General features: G+C 52.9%; 16 protein-coding genes and 1 other RNA gene. 11 read left to right on the forward strand and 6 right to left on the reverse strand.

Going from position 1 to position 18,678, the window contains the following annotated elements:
- Position 1: 1 nt before the first annotated feature.
- The 3 genes from meaB to argP form a co-directional block, all read right to left on the reverse strand.
- Positions 2 to 997 carry a methylmalonyl Co-A mutase-associated GTPase MeaB gene (gene meaB, locus LG384_RS21330; RefSeq protein ID WP_225761473.1) on the reverse strand — a complete coding sequence of 332 codons (996 nt, stop codon included), beginning with the start codon at positions 995 to 997 and terminating at the stop codon, positions 2 to 4.
- Positions 990 to 3,134, reverse strand: a complete 2,145-nt coding sequence (gene scpA / locus LG384_RS21335) for a methylmalonyl-CoA mutase (protein ID WP_225761474.1) — start codon at positions 3,132 to 3,134, stop codon at positions 990 to 992. Before scpA ends, meaB begins: the two co-directional genes overlap by 8 nt.
- A 212-nt stretch (positions 3,135 to 3,346) precedes the next feature.
- Positions 3,347 to 4,240, reverse strand: a complete 894-nt coding sequence (argP, locus tag LG384_RS21340; RefSeq protein ID WP_003825477.1) for a DNA-binding transcriptional regulator ArgP — start codon at positions 4,238 to 4,240, stop codon at positions 3,347 to 3,349.
- 159 nt (positions 4,241 to 4,399) lie between these two features.
- On the opposite strand from argP, the gene rpiA reads away from it, so the two are divergent.
- The 3 genes from rpiA (at position 4,400) to LG384_RS21355 (ending at position 6,944) form a co-directional block, all read left to right on the forward strand.
- Positions 4,400 to 5,059 carry a ribose-5-phosphate isomerase RpiA gene (rpiA, locus tag LG384_RS21345; RefSeq protein WP_136345248.1) on the forward strand — a complete coding sequence of 220 codons (660 nt, stop codon included), beginning with the start codon at positions 4,400 to 4,402 and terminating at the stop codon, positions 5,057 to 5,059.
- Between the two features lie 270 nt (positions 5,060 to 5,329).
- Positions 5,330 to 6,562, forward strand: coding sequence for a phosphoglycerate dehydrogenase (gene serA / locus LG384_RS21350; RefSeq protein ID WP_045447305.1), 1,233 nt, complete (start codon positions 5,330 to 5,332; stop codon positions 6,560 to 6,562).
- Between the two features lie 322 nt (positions 6,563 to 6,884).
- Complete coding sequence (locus LG384_RS21355; RefSeq protein WP_136345268.1) at positions 6,885 to 6,944, forward strand: type I toxin-antitoxin system Ibs family toxin; 60 nt, start codon at positions 6,885 to 6,887, stop codon at positions 6,942 to 6,944.
- A 101-nt stretch (positions 6,945 to 7,045) separates the two neighbouring features.
- Here LG384_RS21355 and LG384_RS21360 read toward each other — a convergent pair whose 3' ends face one another.
- The 3 genes from LG384_RS21360 to zapA form a co-directional block, all read right to left on the reverse strand.
- Positions 7,046 to 7,642 (reverse strand): 5-formyltetrahydrofolate cyclo-ligase, encoded by a 597-nt coding sequence (locus LG384_RS21360; RefSeq protein WP_045447302.1) that lies wholly within the window; start codon positions 7,640 to 7,642, stop codon positions 7,046 to 7,048.
- Positions 7,643 to 7,661: 19 nt separating this feature from the next.
- Positions 7,662 to 7,845, reverse strand: a non-coding RNA gene (gene ssrS / locus LG384_RS21365) — 6S RNA.
- A 41-nt stretch (positions 7,846 to 7,886) separates the two neighbouring features.
- A complete protein-coding gene (gene zapA / locus LG384_RS21370) occupies positions 7,887 to 8,216 on the reverse strand; it encodes a cell division protein ZapA (RefSeq protein WP_045447299.1) in 330 nt (109 codons plus the stop codon).
- Between the two features lie 166 nt (positions 8,217 to 8,382).
- Here zapA and LG384_RS21375 point away from each other — a divergent pair, with 166 nt between their 5' ends.
- The 8 genes from LG384_RS21375 (at position 8,383) to LG384_RS21410 (ending at position 18,518) form a co-directional block, all read left to right on the forward strand.
- Positions 8,383 to 8,961 carry a YecA family protein gene (locus LG384_RS21375; RefSeq protein WP_136345249.1) on the forward strand — a complete coding sequence of 193 codons (579 nt, stop codon included), beginning with the start codon at positions 8,383 to 8,385 and terminating at the stop codon, positions 8,959 to 8,961.
- Positions 8,962 to 8,985: 24 nt separating this feature from the next.
- Positions 8,986 to 10,302, forward strand: coding sequence for a Xaa-Pro aminopeptidase (pepP, locus tag LG384_RS21380; RefSeq protein WP_225761475.1), 1,317 nt, complete (start codon positions 8,986 to 8,988; stop codon positions 10,300 to 10,302).
- Positions 10,299 to 11,477, forward strand: a complete 1,179-nt coding sequence (gene ubiH / locus LG384_RS21385; protein ID WP_225761476.1) for a 2-octaprenyl-6-methoxyphenyl hydroxylase — start codon at positions 10,299 to 10,301, stop codon at positions 11,475 to 11,477. Before pepP ends, ubiH begins: the two co-directional genes overlap by 4 nt.
- Positions 11,478 to 11,547: 70 nt before the next feature.
- Positions 11,548 to 12,750, forward strand: a complete 1,203-nt coding sequence (gene ubiI, locus LG384_RS21390) for an FAD-dependent 2-octaprenylphenol hydroxylase (RefSeq protein WP_045447288.1) — start codon at positions 11,548 to 11,550, stop codon at positions 12,748 to 12,750.
- A 452-nt stretch (positions 12,751 to 13,202) separates the two neighbouring features.
- Positions 13,203 to 14,297: a glycine cleavage system aminomethyltransferase GcvT gene (gcvT, locus tag LG384_RS21395; protein WP_225761477.1), complete on the forward strand. Its 1,095-nt coding sequence runs from the start codon at positions 13,203 to 13,205 to the stop codon at positions 14,295 to 14,297.
- Positions 14,298 to 14,321: 24 nt separating this feature from the next.
- Positions 14,322 to 14,711 (forward strand): glycine cleavage system protein GcvH, encoded by a 390-nt coding sequence (gene gcvH, locus LG384_RS21400; RefSeq protein ID WP_200009965.1) that lies wholly within the window; start codon positions 14,322 to 14,324, stop codon positions 14,709 to 14,711.
- 117 nt (positions 14,712 to 14,828) lie between these two features.
- Positions 14,829 to 17,702, forward strand: a complete 2,874-nt coding sequence (gene gcvP / locus LG384_RS21405; protein ID WP_045447279.1) for an aminomethyl-transferring glycine dehydrogenase — start codon at positions 14,829 to 14,831, stop codon at positions 17,700 to 17,702.
- 72 nt (positions 17,703 to 17,774) lie between these two features.
- Positions 17,775 to 18,518 carry an SDR family oxidoreductase gene (locus tag LG384_RS21410; protein ID WP_225761478.1) on the forward strand — a complete coding sequence of 248 codons (744 nt, stop codon included), beginning with the start codon at positions 17,775 to 17,777 and terminating at the stop codon, positions 18,516 to 18,518.
- Positions 18,519 to 18,678: the final 160 nt, after the last annotated feature.

The following is an 18,678-nucleotide window of genomic DNA, read 5'->3' on the forward strand; positions in this document are numbered from 1 at the left end:
TTTATTCAAAGTAATGATGCTGGATAAATTCGCTGATATGCCGCAGGCCGGTGCGCGGCGAAAGATCATGGTTTTTGACCGACTGTAGCGTTTGCTGGAAGTAACGGTCGAAATCAGCGCGCGCAAACAGCAGGTGAAGCGCCTCTTCTTCGGCCTGTTTTTGTAACCAGTCCACAGACTGCTGTTGGCGAACTTTTTCCAGTCGGCCGCTGGCGGTAAGAGATGTTTTGAAGTCGGTTATCGCCTGCCAGATTTCCTCAATGCCTCGTTTTTCCAGTGCGCTACAGGCCAGAGCCTGCGGTTGCCACTCGTCGTACTTACGGCGCAGAATATGCAGGGCAGATTCATACATATGGCGGGCGGTGGCGACGCTGGCCCGGTTTTCACAGTCGTCCTTATTGATGACAATCAGGTCTGCCATCTCCATGATGCCTTTTTTGATCCCCTGCAGATCGTCCCCGCCACCGGCGATTTGTAGTGAGATAAAGCAATCGACCATGCGGGCCACTTCAGTTTCGGACTGCCCAACACCAACGGTTTCAACAATTACCACGTTGAAGCCCGCCGCTTCGCACAACAGCATTAACTCACGTGCGCGTTGGCTGGTCCCCCCCAGATGGCCACTGGAGGGGACCGGGCGAATAAACGCTGCCTCTGCGCGTGCCAGTTCCGTCATCCGGGTCTTATCGCCAAGAATGCTGCCGCCGCTGACCGGACTGCTGGGATCGACGGCAATCACCGCCACCCGCAGTCCCTGGCGGATCAGCAACATGCCGAACGCTTCCAGAAAGGTACTTTTGCCCGCGCCAGGAGTGCCGGTAATTCCCAGACGCAGGGCGTTACCAGTGAATGGCATAATGGCGTCCAGCAATTGCGTGCTTAGCGCCTGGTGTCGCGGATGGTGGCTCTCCACCAGCGTCATGGCCTGAGCGAGTGTGGCGCGATCGCCCATACGCAAGCGCTGGATGGTGTCTTCAAGCGTGGTGGTGTTAATCATGATGTTGACTGATACGGGTTAATACATCGCGGACGCTGTCGAGCATTGGTGTGCCGGGGCCATATATGGCCGCTACGCCGCGCTCTTGCAGGAAAGCGTAATCCTGCGGCGGGATAACACCTCCAGCCACCACGCAGATATCTTCTCGTCCCCAGCCTTTGAGTGCGGTGACCAGTTCCGGGATCAAGGTTTTATGACCCGCCGCCAGTGAAGATGCGCCGATCACATGCACATCATTTTCGATCGCCAGACGGGCTATTTCTTCCGGGGTGGAGAACATTGGACTGAGATCGACATCGAAACCGAGATCGGAATAGGCGCTGGCGATCACTTTCGCGCCGCGATCGTGGCCGTCCTGCCCCATTTTGGCGATCAGAATGCGTGGGCGACGACCATTGTCTGCCAGGAACTGTTCGGTTTGCGCAAGGATGGCATCAAATTCGCAGGCGGATTTATCGGACTGGTGGTAACTTTGCGCAATCACGCCAGTGACGCACTGGCTTGGCACCAGATAACGGTCAAAGGCGGCTTCCAGTGCGTCGGAGATTTCCCCGAGCGTGGCGCGAACGCGGGCAGCGCAGACTGCAGCGGCAAGCAAGTTTTCATTATGCTGCGCGGCGTGGGTGAGCACGTTTAGCGCCGCTTTGACTGCGGCATCATCGCGGGTGGCACGGATGTGCTCCAGAGACGCGATCTGTTCGTTGCGCACTTTGACGTTGTCAATTTCCAGTACCGACGTTTCATCCTCTTTATCCAGTTTGTACTTGTTAACCCCAACAATGACGCGCTTGCCCTGGTCGATCAGCGACTGCTCACGGGCAGAGGCTTCTTCGATCATGCGTTTCGGCAATCCGGCTTCGATCGCTTTCGCCATCCCGCCCGCCTTATCAATCTGTTGAATGATCGCGCGCGCCTGTTTGACGATTTGATCGGTTAACGACTCGACGTAATACGATCCGGCCAGCGGATCAACGGTACGGCAGATTTCCGACTCCTCCTGAATAATGATCTGCGTATTACGTGCAATACGTGCGGAGAAATCAGTAGGCAGACCGAGCGCTTCATCAAAGGCGTTGGTGTGTAAAGACTGTGTGCCGCCAAGTGTGGCGCCGAGCGCTTCAATAGTGGTGCGGACTACGTTGTTATAAGGATCCTGTTCGGTGAGGCTCCAGCCGGAAGTCTGGCAGTGGGTGCGCAGGGCTAATGATTTCGGGTTTGTCGCGCCAAAACCGCTGACCGCCTCGCTCCACAGATAGCGCGCGGCGCGTAGCATGGCGACGTTCATAAACAGATCCATGCCGATGCCGAAGAAGAATGACAAACGTGGGGCGAAATCGTCGATTTTTAGCCCGGCAGAGAGTGCGGCTTTGATGTATTCAATGCCATCAGCCAGCGTAAACGCCACCTGCTGAACGCAGTTGGCTCCGGCTTCGCCCATGTGGTAACCACTGATGCTGATGGTATTAAAACGCGGCATGTTGCCTGAGCACCAGGCGATGATGTCGGCGATAATGCGCATTGAAGGTTTCGGTGGGTAAATATAGGTGTTACGGCACAGGTACTCTTTCAGAATGTCATTCTGGATGGTACCGGTGAGTAGCTCCGGTGATACACCTTGCTCCTCTGCGGCCACAATATAAAACGCCAGCACTGGCAGCACCGCGCCGTTCATGGTCATCGACACTGACATCTTATCGAGCGGGATCTGGTCGAACAGGACTTTCATGTCTTCTACTGTATCGATAGCTACGCCTGCCTTCCCAACGTCGCCTGCTACACGTGGATTGTCTGAGTCATAGCCCCGGTGGGTGGCAAGGTCAAAGGCGACGGAAAGCCCCTTTTGACCCGCGGCGAGGTTACGGCGGTAAAAAGCGTTGGACTCTTTAGCGGTGGAGAAACCGGCGTACTGGCGAATGGTCCACGGTTGCGCGGTATACATGGTTGCTCTCGGGCCACGTACGTAAGGCGGCAGGCCGGGGAGTGTGCCTGTTACTTCCAGATTATCGAGGTCAGCCTCAGTGTACAGCGGCTTGATGGCAATCCCTTCCGCCGTTTGTCGTTCCAGCGATTCGACGGTTTTATCCCGTCGGCTGAGTTCTTTGTTGGCGAGTGTTTGCCACTCCTGTACGTTTGCCATTTTTTGCTCCGTATTACGCAATTAGTTGAATCTTTGCGAATACGGTGAGCTTTTTCATTGGGCTTGTCGCCAGCAAAAAATAGCCAACAGGGCGTCGTTTTTTGCCGCGTGGTGTGTTTTATTTTGTGATGAATTTCAAAGAAATGACGGAGATAATATGAAAGGTGTTAAGCCGGATAAACGAAGCGTCATCCGGCAATGAAATGAAAGGGTTAATCCTGGCGCAGCACGTTGTGCCCGTATGCCAGCAGTGCGTCAGTGACGTTGCGCATCATGCGACTTTCCGGTGCAAAGCGATGCCAGTACAGCATCCTGCGCTGGAATAAGCCCGGCGTTAAGTCGATAAGCTCACCGCTTTCCAGTTCTTTTTCTATCTGTAAGTGCGGGATCATGCAGCAGGTGGTGCCCTGGCGCGCTAATTGTACGAAGGCTTCGGACGAGTTAACGATATGGCATGGAACGCTGCCAGGCGGAAGATCGAAGTTTTGTTGCAGGAAGGCCTGGTGCATATCGTCAAGGTGGTCAAACGCCACCGCCGGCGCCTTCAGCAGGGCTGAGCGGGTGACGCCATTAGGAAAATAACGCTCGGCGAAAGGCTTTGATCCCACAAACAGGTAGTCAAGCGCGCCTAGCTTATCCACCAGACAGCTTGGCAGCGCCTGATGTTGAATACTCACCGCACCGACCACTTCACCGCGACGCAGGCGTTCCTGGGTGCGCGTTTCATCTTCAACCTGTAAATTCAGGCGAATCGGTGAGTTTGCCAGCACTGGTGCCAGCGCCGGGAGTAACCATGTCGCCAGGCTGTCGGCGTTCACCGCCAGAGAGAGCAACAGCGGGGTAGAGCCGGTTTGTTCATCGCCGAGCCACTCGTCTTCCAGCAGCTCAACCTGGCGCAGAAGCGCCAGCAGCTTTTGTCCCTGTTCAGTAGGACGAGGCGGTACGGTGCGCACCAGCAACGGTTGTCCGAACATATTCTCAAGCTGTTTTATGCGTTGTGAAACCGCGGATTGCGTGATGCACAGCTTTTGCGCAGCGCGCTCAAATCCTCGTTCACGAATAACCGCATCCAGTGCTTGTAGTGTTCTGTAGTCCGGACGTTTCATTGCTCTGACGTACTCCTGAAATTTTTGCGTGTTCTGCACTATGACACAATTTTGGGTTGGGTAAAGACGAAATCCGCCGCCTGCGAGCGGGTGTGGGGACATTTTTCTGCGCAATGTTCTATAATGCGCGTGAATTTTCACACCACAGGCGAAACGATCATGACGCAGGATGAACTGAAAAAAGCAGTAGGATGGGCGGCACTTCAGTATGTACAGCCCGGCACCATTGTGGGCGTAGGTACAGGTTCAACAGCCGCACACTTTATTGATGCGCTGGGCACAATGAAAGGCCAGATTGAAGGCGCGGTGTCCAGTTCGGACGCATCGACTGAAAAACTCAAAAGCCTCGGCATCCACGTGTTCGATCTTAACGAAGTGGATAGCCTCGGCGTATATGTTGATGGTGCTGATGAAATTAACGGCCACATGCAGATGATTAAAGGTGGCGGTGCGGCGTTAACCCGTGAAAAAATTATTGCTTCAGTGGCGAAGAAATTTATCTGCATCGCTGATGCGTCTAAAGAAGTCGATATTCTCGGTAACTTTCCGCTGCCGGTAGAAGTTATCCCGATGGCGCGTAGCGCGGTTGCTCGCCAGTTAGTGAAACTGGGTGGGCGTCCTGAATACCGCCAGGGCGTGGTGACGGACAATGGCAACGTGATCCTCGACGTGCACGGCCTGGAGATCCTCGACGCCGTTGCTATGGAAAACGCTATTAATGCGATTCCAGGCGTTGTGACCGTAGGTTTGTTTGCCAATCGTGGCGCCGATGTGGCGCTGATTGGCACGGCTGATGGCGTGAAAACTATCGTAAAATGATCTGACGGGAGAGTCTTCTACCGTTAAAAAAATTTTGGCAGGGCAAATTTGGTGACATCTGTCACGTTTTCAATCTTGTCCTGCCGATCCCTCCAAAGAAAAAGTTATCACCAGTATTTTACTCTGACATTTCCCACTGAATGACACTTCTTCAGAACGACGACGCAAACGTTCATATTGCCGCAATATTATTTTTTGATATGTTGAAGAGGAGGATGAAAATCCCACACACAACACATCAGTTTGAACAAAAAAGACAGGGTCGGGTAAATGGGAAAGGTATCGCTGGAGAAAGACAAGATTAAATTTCTGCTGGTTGAAGGCGTGCATCAAAAAGCACTGGAAAGCCTTCGTGCGGCAGGTTACACCAACATCGAGTTTCATAAAGGCGCGTTGGACACAGAACAACTGAAAGAGTCCATCCGTGATGCCCACTTCATTGGCCTGCGATCCCGTACCCATCTGACTGAAGATGTTATTGAAGCCGCAGAGAAACTGGTTGCGATTGGCTGCTTCTGTATCGGTACCAATCAGGTTGACCTGAGCGCAGCGGCAAAACGCGGGATCCCTGTGTTTAACGCACCATTCTCTAACACGCGTTCTGTTGCCGAACTGGTTATTGGCGAGCTGTTGCTGCTGCTTCGCGGCGTTCCGGAGGCCAATGCTAAAGCGCACCGCGGCGTCTGGAATAAACTGGCTACCGGCTCTTTTGAGGCGCGTGGTAAAAAACTGGGGATTATCGGTTACGGCCACATTGGTACCCAGTTGGGCATTCTGGCGGAGTCGCTGGGGATGCATGTCTATTTCTATGATATCGAAAATAAACTACCTCTTGGTAACGCTACACAGGTACAGCATCTTTCCGATCTGCTGAATATGAGCGATGTGGTGAGTCTTCACGTACCGGAAAATGCATCAACGAAAAATTTGATGGGCGCAAAAGAGATTGCACTGATGAAACCGGGGGCGCTGTTGATCAACGCTGCTCGCGGAACGGTGGTCGATATTCCAGCGCTATGCGATGCGTTAGCAACTAAACATCTGGCAGGGGCAGCAATCGACGTATTCCCAACAGAGCCGGCGACCAACAGCGATCCATTCACCTCTCCGCTGTGCGATTTTGATAACGTGATCCTGACGCCGCACATTGGTGGGTCAACGCTGGAAGCGCAGGAAAACATCGGTCTGGAAGTGGCAGGTAAGCTTACGAAGTATTCCGACAATGGCTCTACGCTGTCTGCTGTCAACTTCCCGGAAGTTTCGCTGCCGCTGCATGGTGGTCGTCGCCTGATGCACATTCACGAAAATCGTCCGGGCGTATTGACCGCGCTGAACCAAATCTTCGCTGAGCAGGGCGTTAACATTGCCGCGCAGTATCTGCAAACCTCCGCGCAGGTGGGGTATGTGGTTATTGATATCGAGGCGGATGAAGATGTGGCGGAGAAAGCGCTGCTGGCGATGAAAGCCATTCCAGGAACAATTCGCGCGCGCATGCTGTACTAATTATGCTTTTGACAAGCAGGCTGCGGCCTGCTTGTTGTTAATACAGCGTTGCCGCTGCTTGGTCAAAAAGGGGCAATCGCTGCATTTTAGCTTTGACATCACTTCTCCCATCGTCTCTTCCCTGACAACCCCTTTTCTCAATACTGTTAACTTTTCTACCGCTTACATCATTCACAAGAGCGTTTGCGAAGCTTGCCGCAGAAGGAGAGTAAAGGCTGTATAGCGCATTGTGTCAATACAGTGACAATTTACGATAGAGGGGCAGCATGGGGCTGAAACGGTAAAAGCCCTCACCGAAGGGAGGGCTTAAAGGAGAAGGGTTATGATGAAGTCAGTCATCATACTGATTGTACTGTTACTCGTAAGTTTCGCAGCTTATTAACAGTCAGTCACAGGGGAGGAGTAATCCTCCCTTACCCTTACTCACTAAACTAGGTTAAAGAATCAGCAAAGTCAATCCAGGTAATTTGGTTTTTGTCACCCTTACCATTCCCACACTTTTGACGGCGTCACCACCGCAGGCAGTGGGATATCCCACTCTTCGACCGGTAGTTTTTCGACTAACTGGCAATCATGTGCATAGCCCACGGGCTGGATCTTATATTGCTGCCAGTTTTGTAATGTGCGGTCGTAAAAACCTCCGCCCATTCCCAGACGCTGTCCGTCTTCATCAAATGCGACTAGCGGTGTGATAAGTACATCCAGTTTCGACAGCGGCAATACGTCGCGTACATCCAGTTTAGGTTCCTGGATTTTTAATCGGTTTGTCACCAGGTCGCTGTGCGGATGATAGTGCAGAAACAGTAAGTTACCAGGGCTGAACGGATGCAGAACCGGAAGGTAGACACGCTTGCCAGCCCGCCAGAGCTGTTCGATCAGCGGTTGGGTATCAAGTTCACCATCAAAGGAGAGAAAAACCGCTACGGTGTGTGCCAGTACAACAGGGGGATAGCTCAGCATTCTGGTCGCAGCCTGCTGACCGAACTGGATTTGTTGTTCAGAAGTAAGCGAACGGCGACGCTGACGGATCAGTTGACGAATTTCTTGCCGGGATAATGGAAGTTCAGGAAGTAGTGTCATGGCTGTAGCCAGGTAGAAGGGAATCTCCGAGATGCCGCCGCAGGCTGTAACCCTTGAACCCTTGGTTCAAGGTGAATGCGTCGTCACAGTTTTAAGGCTTCTCGGACGGGCCGAGCATGCTCACCAACCATGGAGCGCCACATTCTTGTGGTATGAAATATCGGCTCAGGGGACTGGCCCGCTTGCAAACATCTCAGAGAAATTTTGTCTTCACGGTCACTCTACCACAGTAAACCGAAAAGTGTTATTCAAAGTTTTGGGGCGTTTTTTCGGTAATGCGACCCTGATCAAGCAACGCCTGTTCAATGGTTTGTTGCAGCATCCGAATACGCTGTTCCATGCTCGCCGCGTAGTCACGCGTCTTCGCTTTTTCCTGAGTTAACTCATAGCTGATGTTCAACGCGGCGATGAAAACCAACTGCTCAGTATTTGTGACTCTAGTGCGAACTTTCAGATCTTGCAATCGCTGATTCAGATCGTCCGCAGCCTGATTCAACGCATCCCTTTGTTCAGGCGGGCAATTCACTCGCAGTGAACGGCCAAATATTTGGATATCGACGGGTTGTGCAGACATGCCACCTTCCTGCTGATTGACTGCGCTGCCTTCGTCTCCAGACCTTGGGTCTGCGAAGGGGCGACACTATAGCTACCCTGGTATCAAGATACAAGCCCTTTTCTGGTCCACCAGGGTCCAAAGTGGTAGCATATCATGAATATCCTCCCTTTGATGACGAATGCTTATGTCTATACAGAACGAAATGCCTGGTTACAACGAAGTTAGCCAGTTTTTGAACCAACAAGGGGCTGGATTGACCCCTGCCGAAATGCACGGTTTGATCAGTGGGATGATTTGCGGCGGTAACAACGACAGCTCATGGCAGCCGCTGTTGCACGACCTGACGAATGAAGGCCTGGCCTTTGGTCATGAGCTGGCCCAGGCTCTGGTTAAAATGCACTCAGCCACCAGTGATGCCCTGGAAGACGACGGTTTTCTTTTTCAGCTTTATCTGCCTGAGGGAGACGATGTCAGCGTCTTCGAACGTGCCGATGCGCTGGCAGGTTGGGTAAACCACTTTTTGCTTGGTCTCGGTGTCACCCAACCTAAGCTCGATAAAGTGACCGGCGAAACCGGCGAAGCTATCGACGATCTGCGTAATATCGCTCAGTTGGGATACGACGAAGACGAAGATCAGGAAGAGCTGGAAATGTCGCTCGAAGAGATCATTGAGTATGTGCGTGTTGCGGCTCTGCTATGTCATGACACATTTACACGTCAGCAGCCGACTGCACCAGAAGTACGTAAACCGACTTTGCACTAAGAACGAAACGCCAAGGAGAGTGTTATGACGCAGCAAGAGTATCTCCGCCGCCGCCGGGCTTTACTGGCACAAATGCAACCCGGCAGCGCCGCACTGATTTTCGCCGCCCCTGAAGCGACGCGCAGTGCGGACAGTGAATATCCATATCGCCAGAGCAGCGATTTCTGGTATTTCACTGGTTTTAACGAACCTGAAGCTGTGCTGGTGCTGATTAAAAGTGATGACACTCATAGCCATAGCGTTTTGTTCAATCGGGTACGTGACCTTACCGCAGAGATCTGGTTTGGCCGTCGTCTGGGGCAGGATGCTGCGCCGGAGAAACTGGGCGTTGACCGGGCGTTAGCCTTCAGTGAAATCAACCAGCAACTGCACCAACTGCTTAATGGTCTGGACGTGGTTTACCACGCACAAGGCGAATATGCGTATGCAGATGAGATAGTCTTCACTGCACTGGAAAAATTGCGTAAAGGTTCCAGACAAAATCTGAAAGCGCCGGTGGCTATTATTGACTGGCGCCCAATGGTGCATGAGATGCGCCTGTTTAAATCGCCAGAAGAGATCGCAGTGATGCGTCGCGCCGGAGAAATCACTGCTCTTGCGCACACCCGTGCGATGGAAAAATGTCGTCCAGGGATGTTTGAATACCAACTTGAAGGGGAAATTCACCACGAATTCACCCGTCATGGTGCGCGTTACCCGTCCTACAACACCATTGTCGGCAGTGGCGAAAACGGCTGTATCCTGCATTACACCGAAAACGAAAGTGAAATGCGCGATGGCGATCTGGTGTTGATTGACGCCGGGTGTGAATACAAAGGCTACGCAGGCGACATTACGCGTACCTTCCCGGTAAACGGCAAATTCACCCCTGCGCAGCGCGAAATCTATGACATTGTGCTGGAATCGCTGGAAACCAGCTTGCGTCTGTATCGCCCCGGTACTTCCATCCAGGAGGTCACAGGTGAAGTGGTACGTATCATGATTACCGGTCTGGTGAAGCTCGGTATTCTGCATGGTGAAATTGACCAACTGATAGCCGATAACGCACACCGTCCTTTCTTTATGCATGGTCTTAGCCATTGGTTGGGGCTGGATGTACACGACGTTGGTGTTTATGGTCAGGATCGCTCACGTATTCTTGAACCGGGGATGGTGCTTACCGTAGAGCCAGGGCTGTACATCGCACCTGACGCCGACGTACCGCCCGCTTATCGCGGTATCGGTATTCGTATTGAAGATGACATCCTCATTACCGAAGACGGTAATGAAAACCTTACTTCCGGTGTGGTTAAGAGGACGGATGAGATTGAAGCCTTAATGGCTGCGGCGCGACTGCAATGAGCGTAATTATCGTTGGTGGTGGTATGGTCGGCGCGACGCTGGCGCTGGCCATTTCTCAGCTTACCCATGGGACGCTACCGGTTCATCTGATTGAAGCGAGCGATCCAGAGGGCGATTGTCATCCGGGGTTTGACGCCAGGGCGATTGCGCTAGCGGCAGGTACCTGTCAACAGCTGGCGCGAATTGGCGTCTGGCAGGCAATAGCCGATTGCGCAACGGCGATCAAAACAGTACACGTCAGCGATCGTGGACATGCCGGGTTTGTTACGCTTGATGCGCACGAATACCGTATACCGGCACTGGGTCAGGTGGTGGAACTGCATGATGTTGGGCTGCGTTTGTTCGCACTGTTGCGCAAAGCGCGAGGTGTTACGCTGCATTGTCCTGATCGGGTTGCCAGCGTGTCGCGCACCCAGGAATGCGTTGAGGTCACGCTGGAGAATGGCGAAGTGATTACCGGTCGCGTGCTGGTAGCGGCTGACGGTACTCGCTCTGCGCTGGCTACCGCGTGCGGTGTTGAGTGGCAACAGCAACCTTACGAACAGTTGGCCGTGATTGCCAACGTCACAACCTCCGTTCCGCATAACGGACGGGCGTTTGAGCGCTTTACGCAACATGGCCCGCTGGCAATGTTGCCGATGTCAGATGGCCGATGCTCGCTGGTGTGGTGTCATCCGCTTGAGCGGCGTGATGAGATCTTGGCCTGGTCCGACGAACGGTTTTGCCGTGAACTGCAAACAGCATTTGGCTGGCGGCTGGGTCATATTACGCAAGCGGGTAAACGCAGTGCCTATCCGCTTTCATTAACCACAGCAGTGAAGGCAGTGACCCATCGTACTGTTCTGGTCGGCAATGCTGCACAAACGCTTCATCCGATTGCCGGACAAGGTTTTAACCTTGGAATGCGTGATGTCATGAGTCTTGCTGAAACGCTGACTCAGGCACATAGCACCGCCGAAGATGTAGGCGATTATTCGGTGTTGTCACGTTATCAGCGACGTCGTCAGACTGACCGTGAAGCGACGATTGGCGTGACGAATAGCCTGGTGTATCTGTTTGCCAATCGCTGGGCTCCGTTGATCGTTGGGCGTAATGCCGGATTAATGGCGATGGAATTATTTACCCCCGCGCGAGATGCGCTGGTAGAGCGGACCCTGGGGTGGGTTGCGCGTTAATGATGGCCTGTAGACCAGTAGGCCTTATCTGGCCTACGGTATTTGATCGTCCCGTTTTCAGGAGCAAACAGTGCAAAGTGTTGATGTAGCAATTGTTGGTGGCGGCATGGTAGGACTGGCGGTTGCCTGCGGTTTGCAGGGCAGCGGGTTACGCGTTGCAGTGTTAGAACAACATGTTCCACACCCTCTGGCGACGGATGCTCCTCCTCAGCTTCGTGTGTCGGCAATTAATGCTGCCAGCGAAAAACTGCTTACCCGTCTTGGCGTATGGTCAGACATCGTCGCCCGCCGTGCCTGTTGTTATCACGGTATGGAAGTGTGGGATCGAGACAGTTTTGGGCGCATCGAATTTGATGACCAAAGCATGGGGTACAGCCATTTGGGACACATTGTAGAAAATGCGGTGGTCCATTACGCATTGTGGCAAAAGGCACAGCAGTCGGCGGATATTACGCTTATGGCCCCGGCAGAACTGCAGCAGGTGGCATGGGGTGAGAACGATGCTTTTCTGACCCTGAAGGACGGATCGATGCTGACCGCACGCCTGGTGATTGGTGCAGACGGCGCTCACTCCTGGCTGCGTAATAAAGCAGATATCCCGCTGACCTTCTGGGATTACCGGCATCATGCGCTGGTCGCGACTATTCGTACGCAGGAAGCACATGGTGCTGTTGCTCGCCAGGCATTCCATGGTGAGGGCATTCTGGCATTTTTACCGCTCAGTGACCCGCATCTGTGCTCTATTGTCTGGTCACTCTCGCCGCAGGAAGCTGAGCGTATGCAGCAGGCAAGCGTTGAAGAGTTTAACCAGGCGCTGAACATTGCCTTTGATAATCGTCTGGGGTTATGCCAACTCGAAAGCGAACGTCAGACGTTCCCGTTGACGGGGCGCTATGCTCGCCAGTTTGCCGCCCATCGTCTGGCACTGGTTGGCGATGCGGCGCATACCATCCATCCGCTGGCGGGTCAGGGGGTTAATCTTGGCTTTATGGATGCCGCAGAGCTGATTGATGAGCTTAAGCGCCTGCAACGCCAGGGGAAAGACATTGGCCAGCATCTCTACCTGCGTCGTTATGAGCGTAGCCGTAAGCACAGCGCGGCGCTGATGCTTGCTGGTATGCAAGGTTTCCGCGAACTGTTTGCCGGAGAAAACCCGGCGAAGAAACTGCTGCGTGATATTGGTCTGAAACTGGCTGATACCCTCCCTGGCGTAAAACCACAACTCCTCCGTCAGGCAATGGGATTAAACGACCTTCCTGAGTGGCTACGTTAACGTCCGAAAGGACAATTTTAAGAGTTTGAGACCCGTCACACTTTCCTCTCCCGGCCTGCGCGCCGGGACACTTATCTCATTTGAAATAATCTAATTCCACACCTTTTTTCGCATTAGTTTTTTTAATATTACTATTTTCTCATAACGCCATTTTTAACATTTTTTCCATATTTAATATGGATTGATGCTGATTATTTCAACTTTTTCATATCAATTTCGCTGATTTAATGGCCTTTGTGTGGTTTTTTATTCTGGTGCATATCCTGTCATTTTTAGTCATAAGCTAATGTGATGGTTAATTTTGACTTATGGTTTAGCGTCTATTTCAGTGGTAAGTTCAAGGCAAAGAGAACGTTTGCGTCGCAGCCCCCGGAGCGGCTGCGGTGCTGGGTTTCGTGGCGAAGATTTCACCACGAAAGAGTTGGTAGCCCCGCTTATTCAACGAGGAAAAGATGGCTCAACAGACTCCTTTGTACGAACAACACACGCTATGTGGCGCGCGCATGGTTGATTTCCATGGCTGGATGATGCCCCTGCATTATGGTTCTCAGCTCGATGAGCACCATGCTGTCCGCACCGATGCTGGTATGTTTGATGTTTCGCATATGACCATCGTCGATCTGCGCGGAAGCCGCACCCGGGAGTTCTTGCGCTATCTACTGGCAAACGACGTCGCGAAATTGACGAAAACCGGCAAAGCCCTTTATTCCGGTATGCTTAACGCTTCGGGTGGCGTGATAGATGACCTGATCGTCTACTACTTCACTGAAGACTTCTTCCGCCTCGTTGTAAACTCCGCCACCCGCGAAAAAGACCTCTCCTGGATTACCCAACACGCTGAACCTTATGCCATCGACATTACCGTTCGTGACGACCTGTCGTTGATTGCGGTGCAAGGGCCAAATGCGCAGGCAAAAGCAACCACGCTGTTTAATGAAGAACAACGTCATGCGGTAGAGGGCATGAAGCCTTTCTTCGGTGTGCAGACTGGTGACTTGTTTATCGCGACCACTGGTTATACCGGCGAAGCGGGATATGAAATTGCCATGCCGAATGAAAAAGCGGCGGATTTCTGGCGCGCGCTGGTGGAAGCCGGTGTTAAGCCTTGCGGGCTGGGGGCACGTGATACGCTGCGCCTGGAAGCAGGTATGAACCTGTACAGCCAGGAAATGGATGAGAGTGTTTCTCCGCTGGCGGCCAACATGGGCTGGACTATTGCGTGGGAGCCTGCTGACCGTGACTTTATTGGCCGCGAAGCGCTGGAAATGCAACGTGAAAAAGGCCATGAACAGTTGGTTGGCCTGGTGATGACGGAGAAAGGTGTACTGCGTAATGAACTGCCAGTGCGTTTCACTGATGCTCAGGGCAACCTGCAGGAAGGAGTTATCACCAGCGGTACATTCTCTCCAACGCTGGGCTACAGCATCGCGCTGGCGCGCGTTCCAGCAGGTATCGGCGAGACAGCGATAGTGCAGATCCGCAACCGTGAAATGCCGGTAAAAGTGACTAAACCTATTTTTGTGCGTAACGGCAAAGCCGTCGCGTGATTCATCCTTTTTGGAGATTGATTGATGAGCAACGTACCAGCAGAACTGAAATACAGTAAAGAACACGAATGGCTGCGCAAAGAAGCTGATGGCTCTTACACCGTTGGTATCACCGAACACGCTCAGGAGCTGTTGGGCGATATGGTTTTTGTTGATCTGCCAGAAATTGGCGCGACTGTCAGCGCAGGCGATGACTGCGCTGTTGCAGAATCCGTAAAAGCGGCTTCCGACATTTATGCGCCGGTGGGCGGTGAAATTGTTGCGGTTAACGACGCGCTCAGTGATTCCCCGGAACTGGTGAACAGCGAGCCATATACCGGTGGCTGGATCTTTAAGATCAAGGCCAGCGATGAAAGCGAAATTGAGTCGCTGCTGGATGCGACTGCATATGAAGCACTGTTAGAAGACGAGTAAATACGCTTCATTCTTCACGTTGCAGGAAGCCGTTGTGTCCTGCAATGTGAATTATTTCGTGTATTCAGGTAAGTAGATACACCTACGATTCACTGCACGTTTCAGGAACCATCGCCCATGACACAGACGTTAAGCCAGCTTGAAAACAGCGGCGCTTTCATTGAACGCCACATCGGACCGGACGCCGCGCAGCAGCAAGAGATGCTGAATGCGGTTGGCGCCGAGTCGTTAAACGCGCTGATCGGCCAGATTGTGCCGAAAGACATTCAGCTTGCAACCCCGCCGCAGGTGGGCGAGGCGGCGACCGAATACGCTGCGCTGGCTGAATTAAAAGCCATTGCCGGACGTAACAAGCGCTTCACGTCATACATTGGCATGGGCTATACCGCCGTGCAATTGCCGCCAGTTATTCTGCGCAACATGCTGGAAAACCCAGGCTGGTACACCGCCTATACGCCGTACCAACCAGAAGTTTCCCAGGGTCGTCTGGAAGCGCTGCTGAACTTCCAGCAGGTCACGCTGGATCTGACCGGTCTGGATATGGCTTCCGCTTCTCTGCTGGATGAAGCCACTGCCGCAGCGGAAGCTATGGCGATGGCAAAACGCGTCAGCAAACTAAAAAATGCCAACCGTTTCTTTGTCGCTTCTGATGTTCATCCGCAAACGCTGGATGTGGTACGCACCCGTGCGGAAACCTTTGGCTTTGATGTCATTGTTGATGATGCGGCAAAAGCGCTGGATCATCAGGATGTGTTTGGCGTTCTGTTACAACAGGTTGGTACCACCGGTGAAGTTCACGACTACAGCAAACTGATTGCTGAACTGAAATCCCGTAAAGTCGTGGTCAGCGTTGCGGCTGATTTTATGGCGTTAGTGCTGCTGACTGCTCCGGGCAAACAGGGCGCCGACATTGTGTTTGGCTCTGCACAGCGCTTTGGCGTACCGATGGGCTATGGCGGCCCGCATGCGGCATTCTTTGCGGCAAAAGACGAATACAAACGCTCCATGCCAGGCCGCATTATCGGCGTATCGAAAGATGCAGCGGGTAACACTGCTCTGCGTATGGCGATGCAGACTCGCGAACAACATATCCGCCGTGAGAAAGCGAACTCTAACATTTGTACCTCGCAGGTTCTGCTGGCAAATATCGCCAGCCTGTATGCCGTTTATCATGGCCCGGTTGGACTGAAACGCATTGCGAATCGTATCCATCGCCTGACCGATATTCTGGCGGCAGGTCTGCAACAGAAAGGGCTGAAGTTGCGTCACGCACACTACTTCGACACCCTGTGCGTAGAAGTAAGCGACAAAGCTGCCGTACTGGCGCGCGCTGAAGCGGCAGAAATCAACCTGCGCAGTGATATTCATAACGCGGTAGGTATTACGCTCGACGAAACCACCACCCGTGAAAATGTCGTGCAGTTGTTCAGTGTCCTGCTGGGCGACAGCCACGGTCTGAACATTGATGCTCTGGATAAAGACGTGGCCCTCGACAGCCGTTCTATTCAGGACAGCATGCTGCGCGATGATGCGATCCTGAGCCATCCGGTATTTAATCGCTACCATAGCGAAACCGAGATGATGCGCTATATGCATTCGCTGGAGCGTAAAGATCTGGCGCTGAACCAGGCGATGATCCCGCTGGGTTCCTGTACCATGAAATTGAACGCTGCCGCCGAGATGATCCCAATTACCTGGCCAGAATTCGCTGAACTGCATCCGTTCTGCCCCCCGGAACAGGCGGAAGGCTACCAGCAAATGATTGGTCAGCTGTCCGACTGGCTGGTAAAACTGACCGGTTATGATGCCGTTTGTATGCAGCCGAACTCCGGTGCACAGGGCGAATATGCGGGCCTGCTGGCTATTCGTCATTATCACGAAAGTCGTAACGAAGGGCATCGTGATATCTGTCTAATCCCGGCCTCTGCTCACGGTACTAACCCTGCTTCCGCGCAGATGGCGGGTATGCAGGTGGTAGTAGTGGCTTGTGATAAAAACGGCAACATCGATCTGGCTGATCTGCGTGCCAAAGCTGAGCAGGCGGGCGAAAACCTCTCCTGCATTATGGTGACCTATCCGTCCACTCACGGCGTCTATGAAGAAACCATCCGTGAAGTGTGTGAGATTGTGCATCAGTATGGCGGTCAGGTTTACCTGGATGGCGCGAACATGAACGCCCAGGTCGGTATCACCTCGCCGGGCTTTATCGGCGCGGATGTATCGCACCTTAACCTGCATAAAACCTTCTGCATTCCGCACGGCGGTGGTGGTCCGGGTATGGGACCAATTGGTGTTAAATCGCACCTCGCACCGTTTGTACCGGGGCACAGTGTTGTACAGATTGAAGGTATGCTCACCCGTCAGGGCGCAGTTTCTGCTGCACCGTTCGGCAGCGCATCTATTCTGCCAATCAGTTGGATGTATATCCGCATGATGGGGGCAGAAGGTCTGAAACAGGCGAGCCAGGTGGCGATTCTGAATGCCAACTACATTGCCAGCCGTCTGAAAGATGCCTATCCGGTACTGTATACCGGCCGCGATGGCCGTGTGGCGCACGAGTGTATTCTCGACATTCGCCCACTGAAAGAAGAAACCGGCATCAGTGAACTGGATATTGCTAAGCGCCTGATCGACTACGGCTTCCATGCGCCGACTATGTCTTTCCCGGTGGCGGGTACGCTGATGGTGGAACCAACGGAGTCTGAAGGTAAAGTGGAACTGGATCGCTTTATTAATGCGATGCTTGCAATCCGCGCAGAGATCGATCGCGTGAAAGCAGGCGAGTGGTCACTGGAAGATAACCCGCTGGTTAACTCTCCGCACACGCAGAACGAACTGGTTGCTGAGTGGAATCACGGTTATAGCCGCGAAATAGCGGTGTTCCCGACAGGTGTTGCGAATAAATACTGGCCGACAGTGAAGCGTCTTGATGACGTTTACGGTGACCGTAATCTGTTCTGCTCCTGCGTGCCGATGAGCGAATATCAGTAATACCTGAGGTATGAACGACAGGCCGGGTAAGCGCATGCGCCACCCGGCTTTTTTATTTCTGGAGAATACGAAATGGCAATCGCATTAGTGACAGGCGGCAGTCGCGGTATTGGACGCGCCACTGCGCGGCAACTTGCAGAAGAGGGCTACACGGTCGCGGTTAACTTTCACCACAATATTCTTGCCGCAACAGAAGTCGTGAATAGCATTATCGCATCGGGTGGTAAGGCGTTTACCCTGCGGGCAGATATCAGTAATGAAAATCAGGTTATGGCGATGTTTGAAGCCATCGACCGCGAAGGAGAACCACTAACTGCACTGGTGAATAATGCCGGAATTTTGTTTGAACAGAGTACTGTGGAAAACTTAACCGCCGAACGTATTAATCGTGTACTGGCTACTAACGTCACTGGATATTTCCTCTGTTGTCGGGAGGCCGTAAAGCGGATGTCTTTAAAACATGGTGGTCAGGGTGGGGCAATTGTTAATGTCTCCTCGGCAGCATCGCGGCTTGGCGCCCCTTTTGAGTACGTCGATTATGCTGCGTCGAAAGGGGCGGTAGATACGCTCACCACCGGTCTGGCACTTGAGGTGGCGGCACAGGGGATACGTGTGAATTGCGTGCGTCCTGGCCTTATCTACACCGAAATGCATGCCTCTGGCGGTGAGCCAGGAAGAGTTGATCGTGTGAAGTCTATGTTACCGATGCAGCGTGGCGGGCAACCGGAAGAGGTCGCTCAGGCGATCGCCTGGCTGTTAAGTGAGAAAGCATCTTATGTTACGGGGAGTTTTCTGGAGCTGGCAGGAGGGAAGTAATGTGTTCATTGCCGGACGGCGTTGCGCTAATCGGAACACAGGTTCGCAACCCGTTCCGTAGATTTATGCAACGGACTGCCGTTCTCCACAGGTGTTGAACCAGCAGTGCCATGAATTGGTTTTCCTGATAATTTGCATTTACAAGGACGCCATCCAGTAT

The organism is Citrobacter sp. Marseille-Q3906 (assembly GCF_916618775.1).
GTDB classification, from domain to species: Bacteria; Pseudomonadota; Gammaproteobacteria; order Enterobacterales; family Enterobacteriaceae; genus Citrobacter; species Citrobacter murliniae.

What these genes read in the sequence shown, in the direction of transcription:
- LG384_RS21360 (WP_045447302.1), bottom strand. Translation starts at nt 7,642, where the DNA reads ATGACACTACTTCCTGAACTTCCATTATCCCGGCAAGAAATTCGTCAA.
- argP (WP_003825477.1), bottom strand. Translation starts at nt 4,240, where the DNA reads ATGAAACGTCCGGACTACAGAACACTACAAGCACTGGATGCGGTTATT.
- LG384_RS21375 (WP_136345249.1), top strand. Translation starts at nt 8,383, where the DNA reads ATGTCTATACAGAACGAAATGCCTGGTTACAACGAAGTTAGCCAGTTT.
- LG384_RS21410 (WP_225761478.1), top strand. Translation starts at nt 17,775, where the DNA reads ATGGCAATCGCATTAGTGACAGGCGGCAGTCGCGGTATTGGACGCGCC.
- gcvT (WP_225761477.1), top strand. Translation starts at nt 13,203, where the DNA reads ATGGCTCAACAGACTCCTTTGTACGAACAACACACGCTATGTGGCGCG.
- gcvP (WP_045447279.1), top strand. Translation starts at nt 14,829, where the DNA reads ATGACACAGACGTTAAGCCAGCTTGAAAACAGCGGCGCTTTCATTGAA.
- serA (WP_045447305.1), top strand. Translation starts at nt 5,330, where the DNA reads ATGGGAAAGGTATCGCTGGAGAAAGACAAGATTAAATTTCTGCTGGTT.
- rpiA (WP_136345248.1), top strand. Translation starts at nt 4,400, where the DNA reads ATGACGCAGGATGAACTGAAAAAAGCAGTAGGATGGGCGGCACTTCAG.
- meaB (WP_225761473.1), bottom strand. Translation starts at nt 997, where the DNA reads ATGATTAACACCACCACGCTTGAAGACACCATCCAGCGCTTGCGTATG.
- gcvH (WP_200009965.1), top strand. Translation starts at nt 14,322, where the DNA reads ATGAGCAACGTACCAGCAGAACTGAAATACAGTAAAGAACACGAATGG.
- zapA (WP_045447299.1), bottom strand. Translation starts at nt 8,216, where the DNA reads ATGTCTGCACAACCCGTCGATATCCAAATATTTGGCCGTTCACTGCGA.
- pepP (WP_225761475.1), top strand. Translation starts at nt 8,986, where the DNA reads ATGACGCAGCAAGAGTATCTCCGCCGCCGCCGGGCTTTACTGGCACAA.
- scpA (WP_225761474.1), bottom strand. Translation starts at nt 3,134, where the DNA reads ATGGCAAACGTACAGGAGTGGCAAACACTCGCCAACAAAGAACTCAGC.
- ubiH (WP_225761476.1), top strand. Translation starts at nt 10,299, where the DNA reads ATGAGCGTAATTATCGTTGGTGGTGGTATGGTCGGCGCGACGCTGGCG.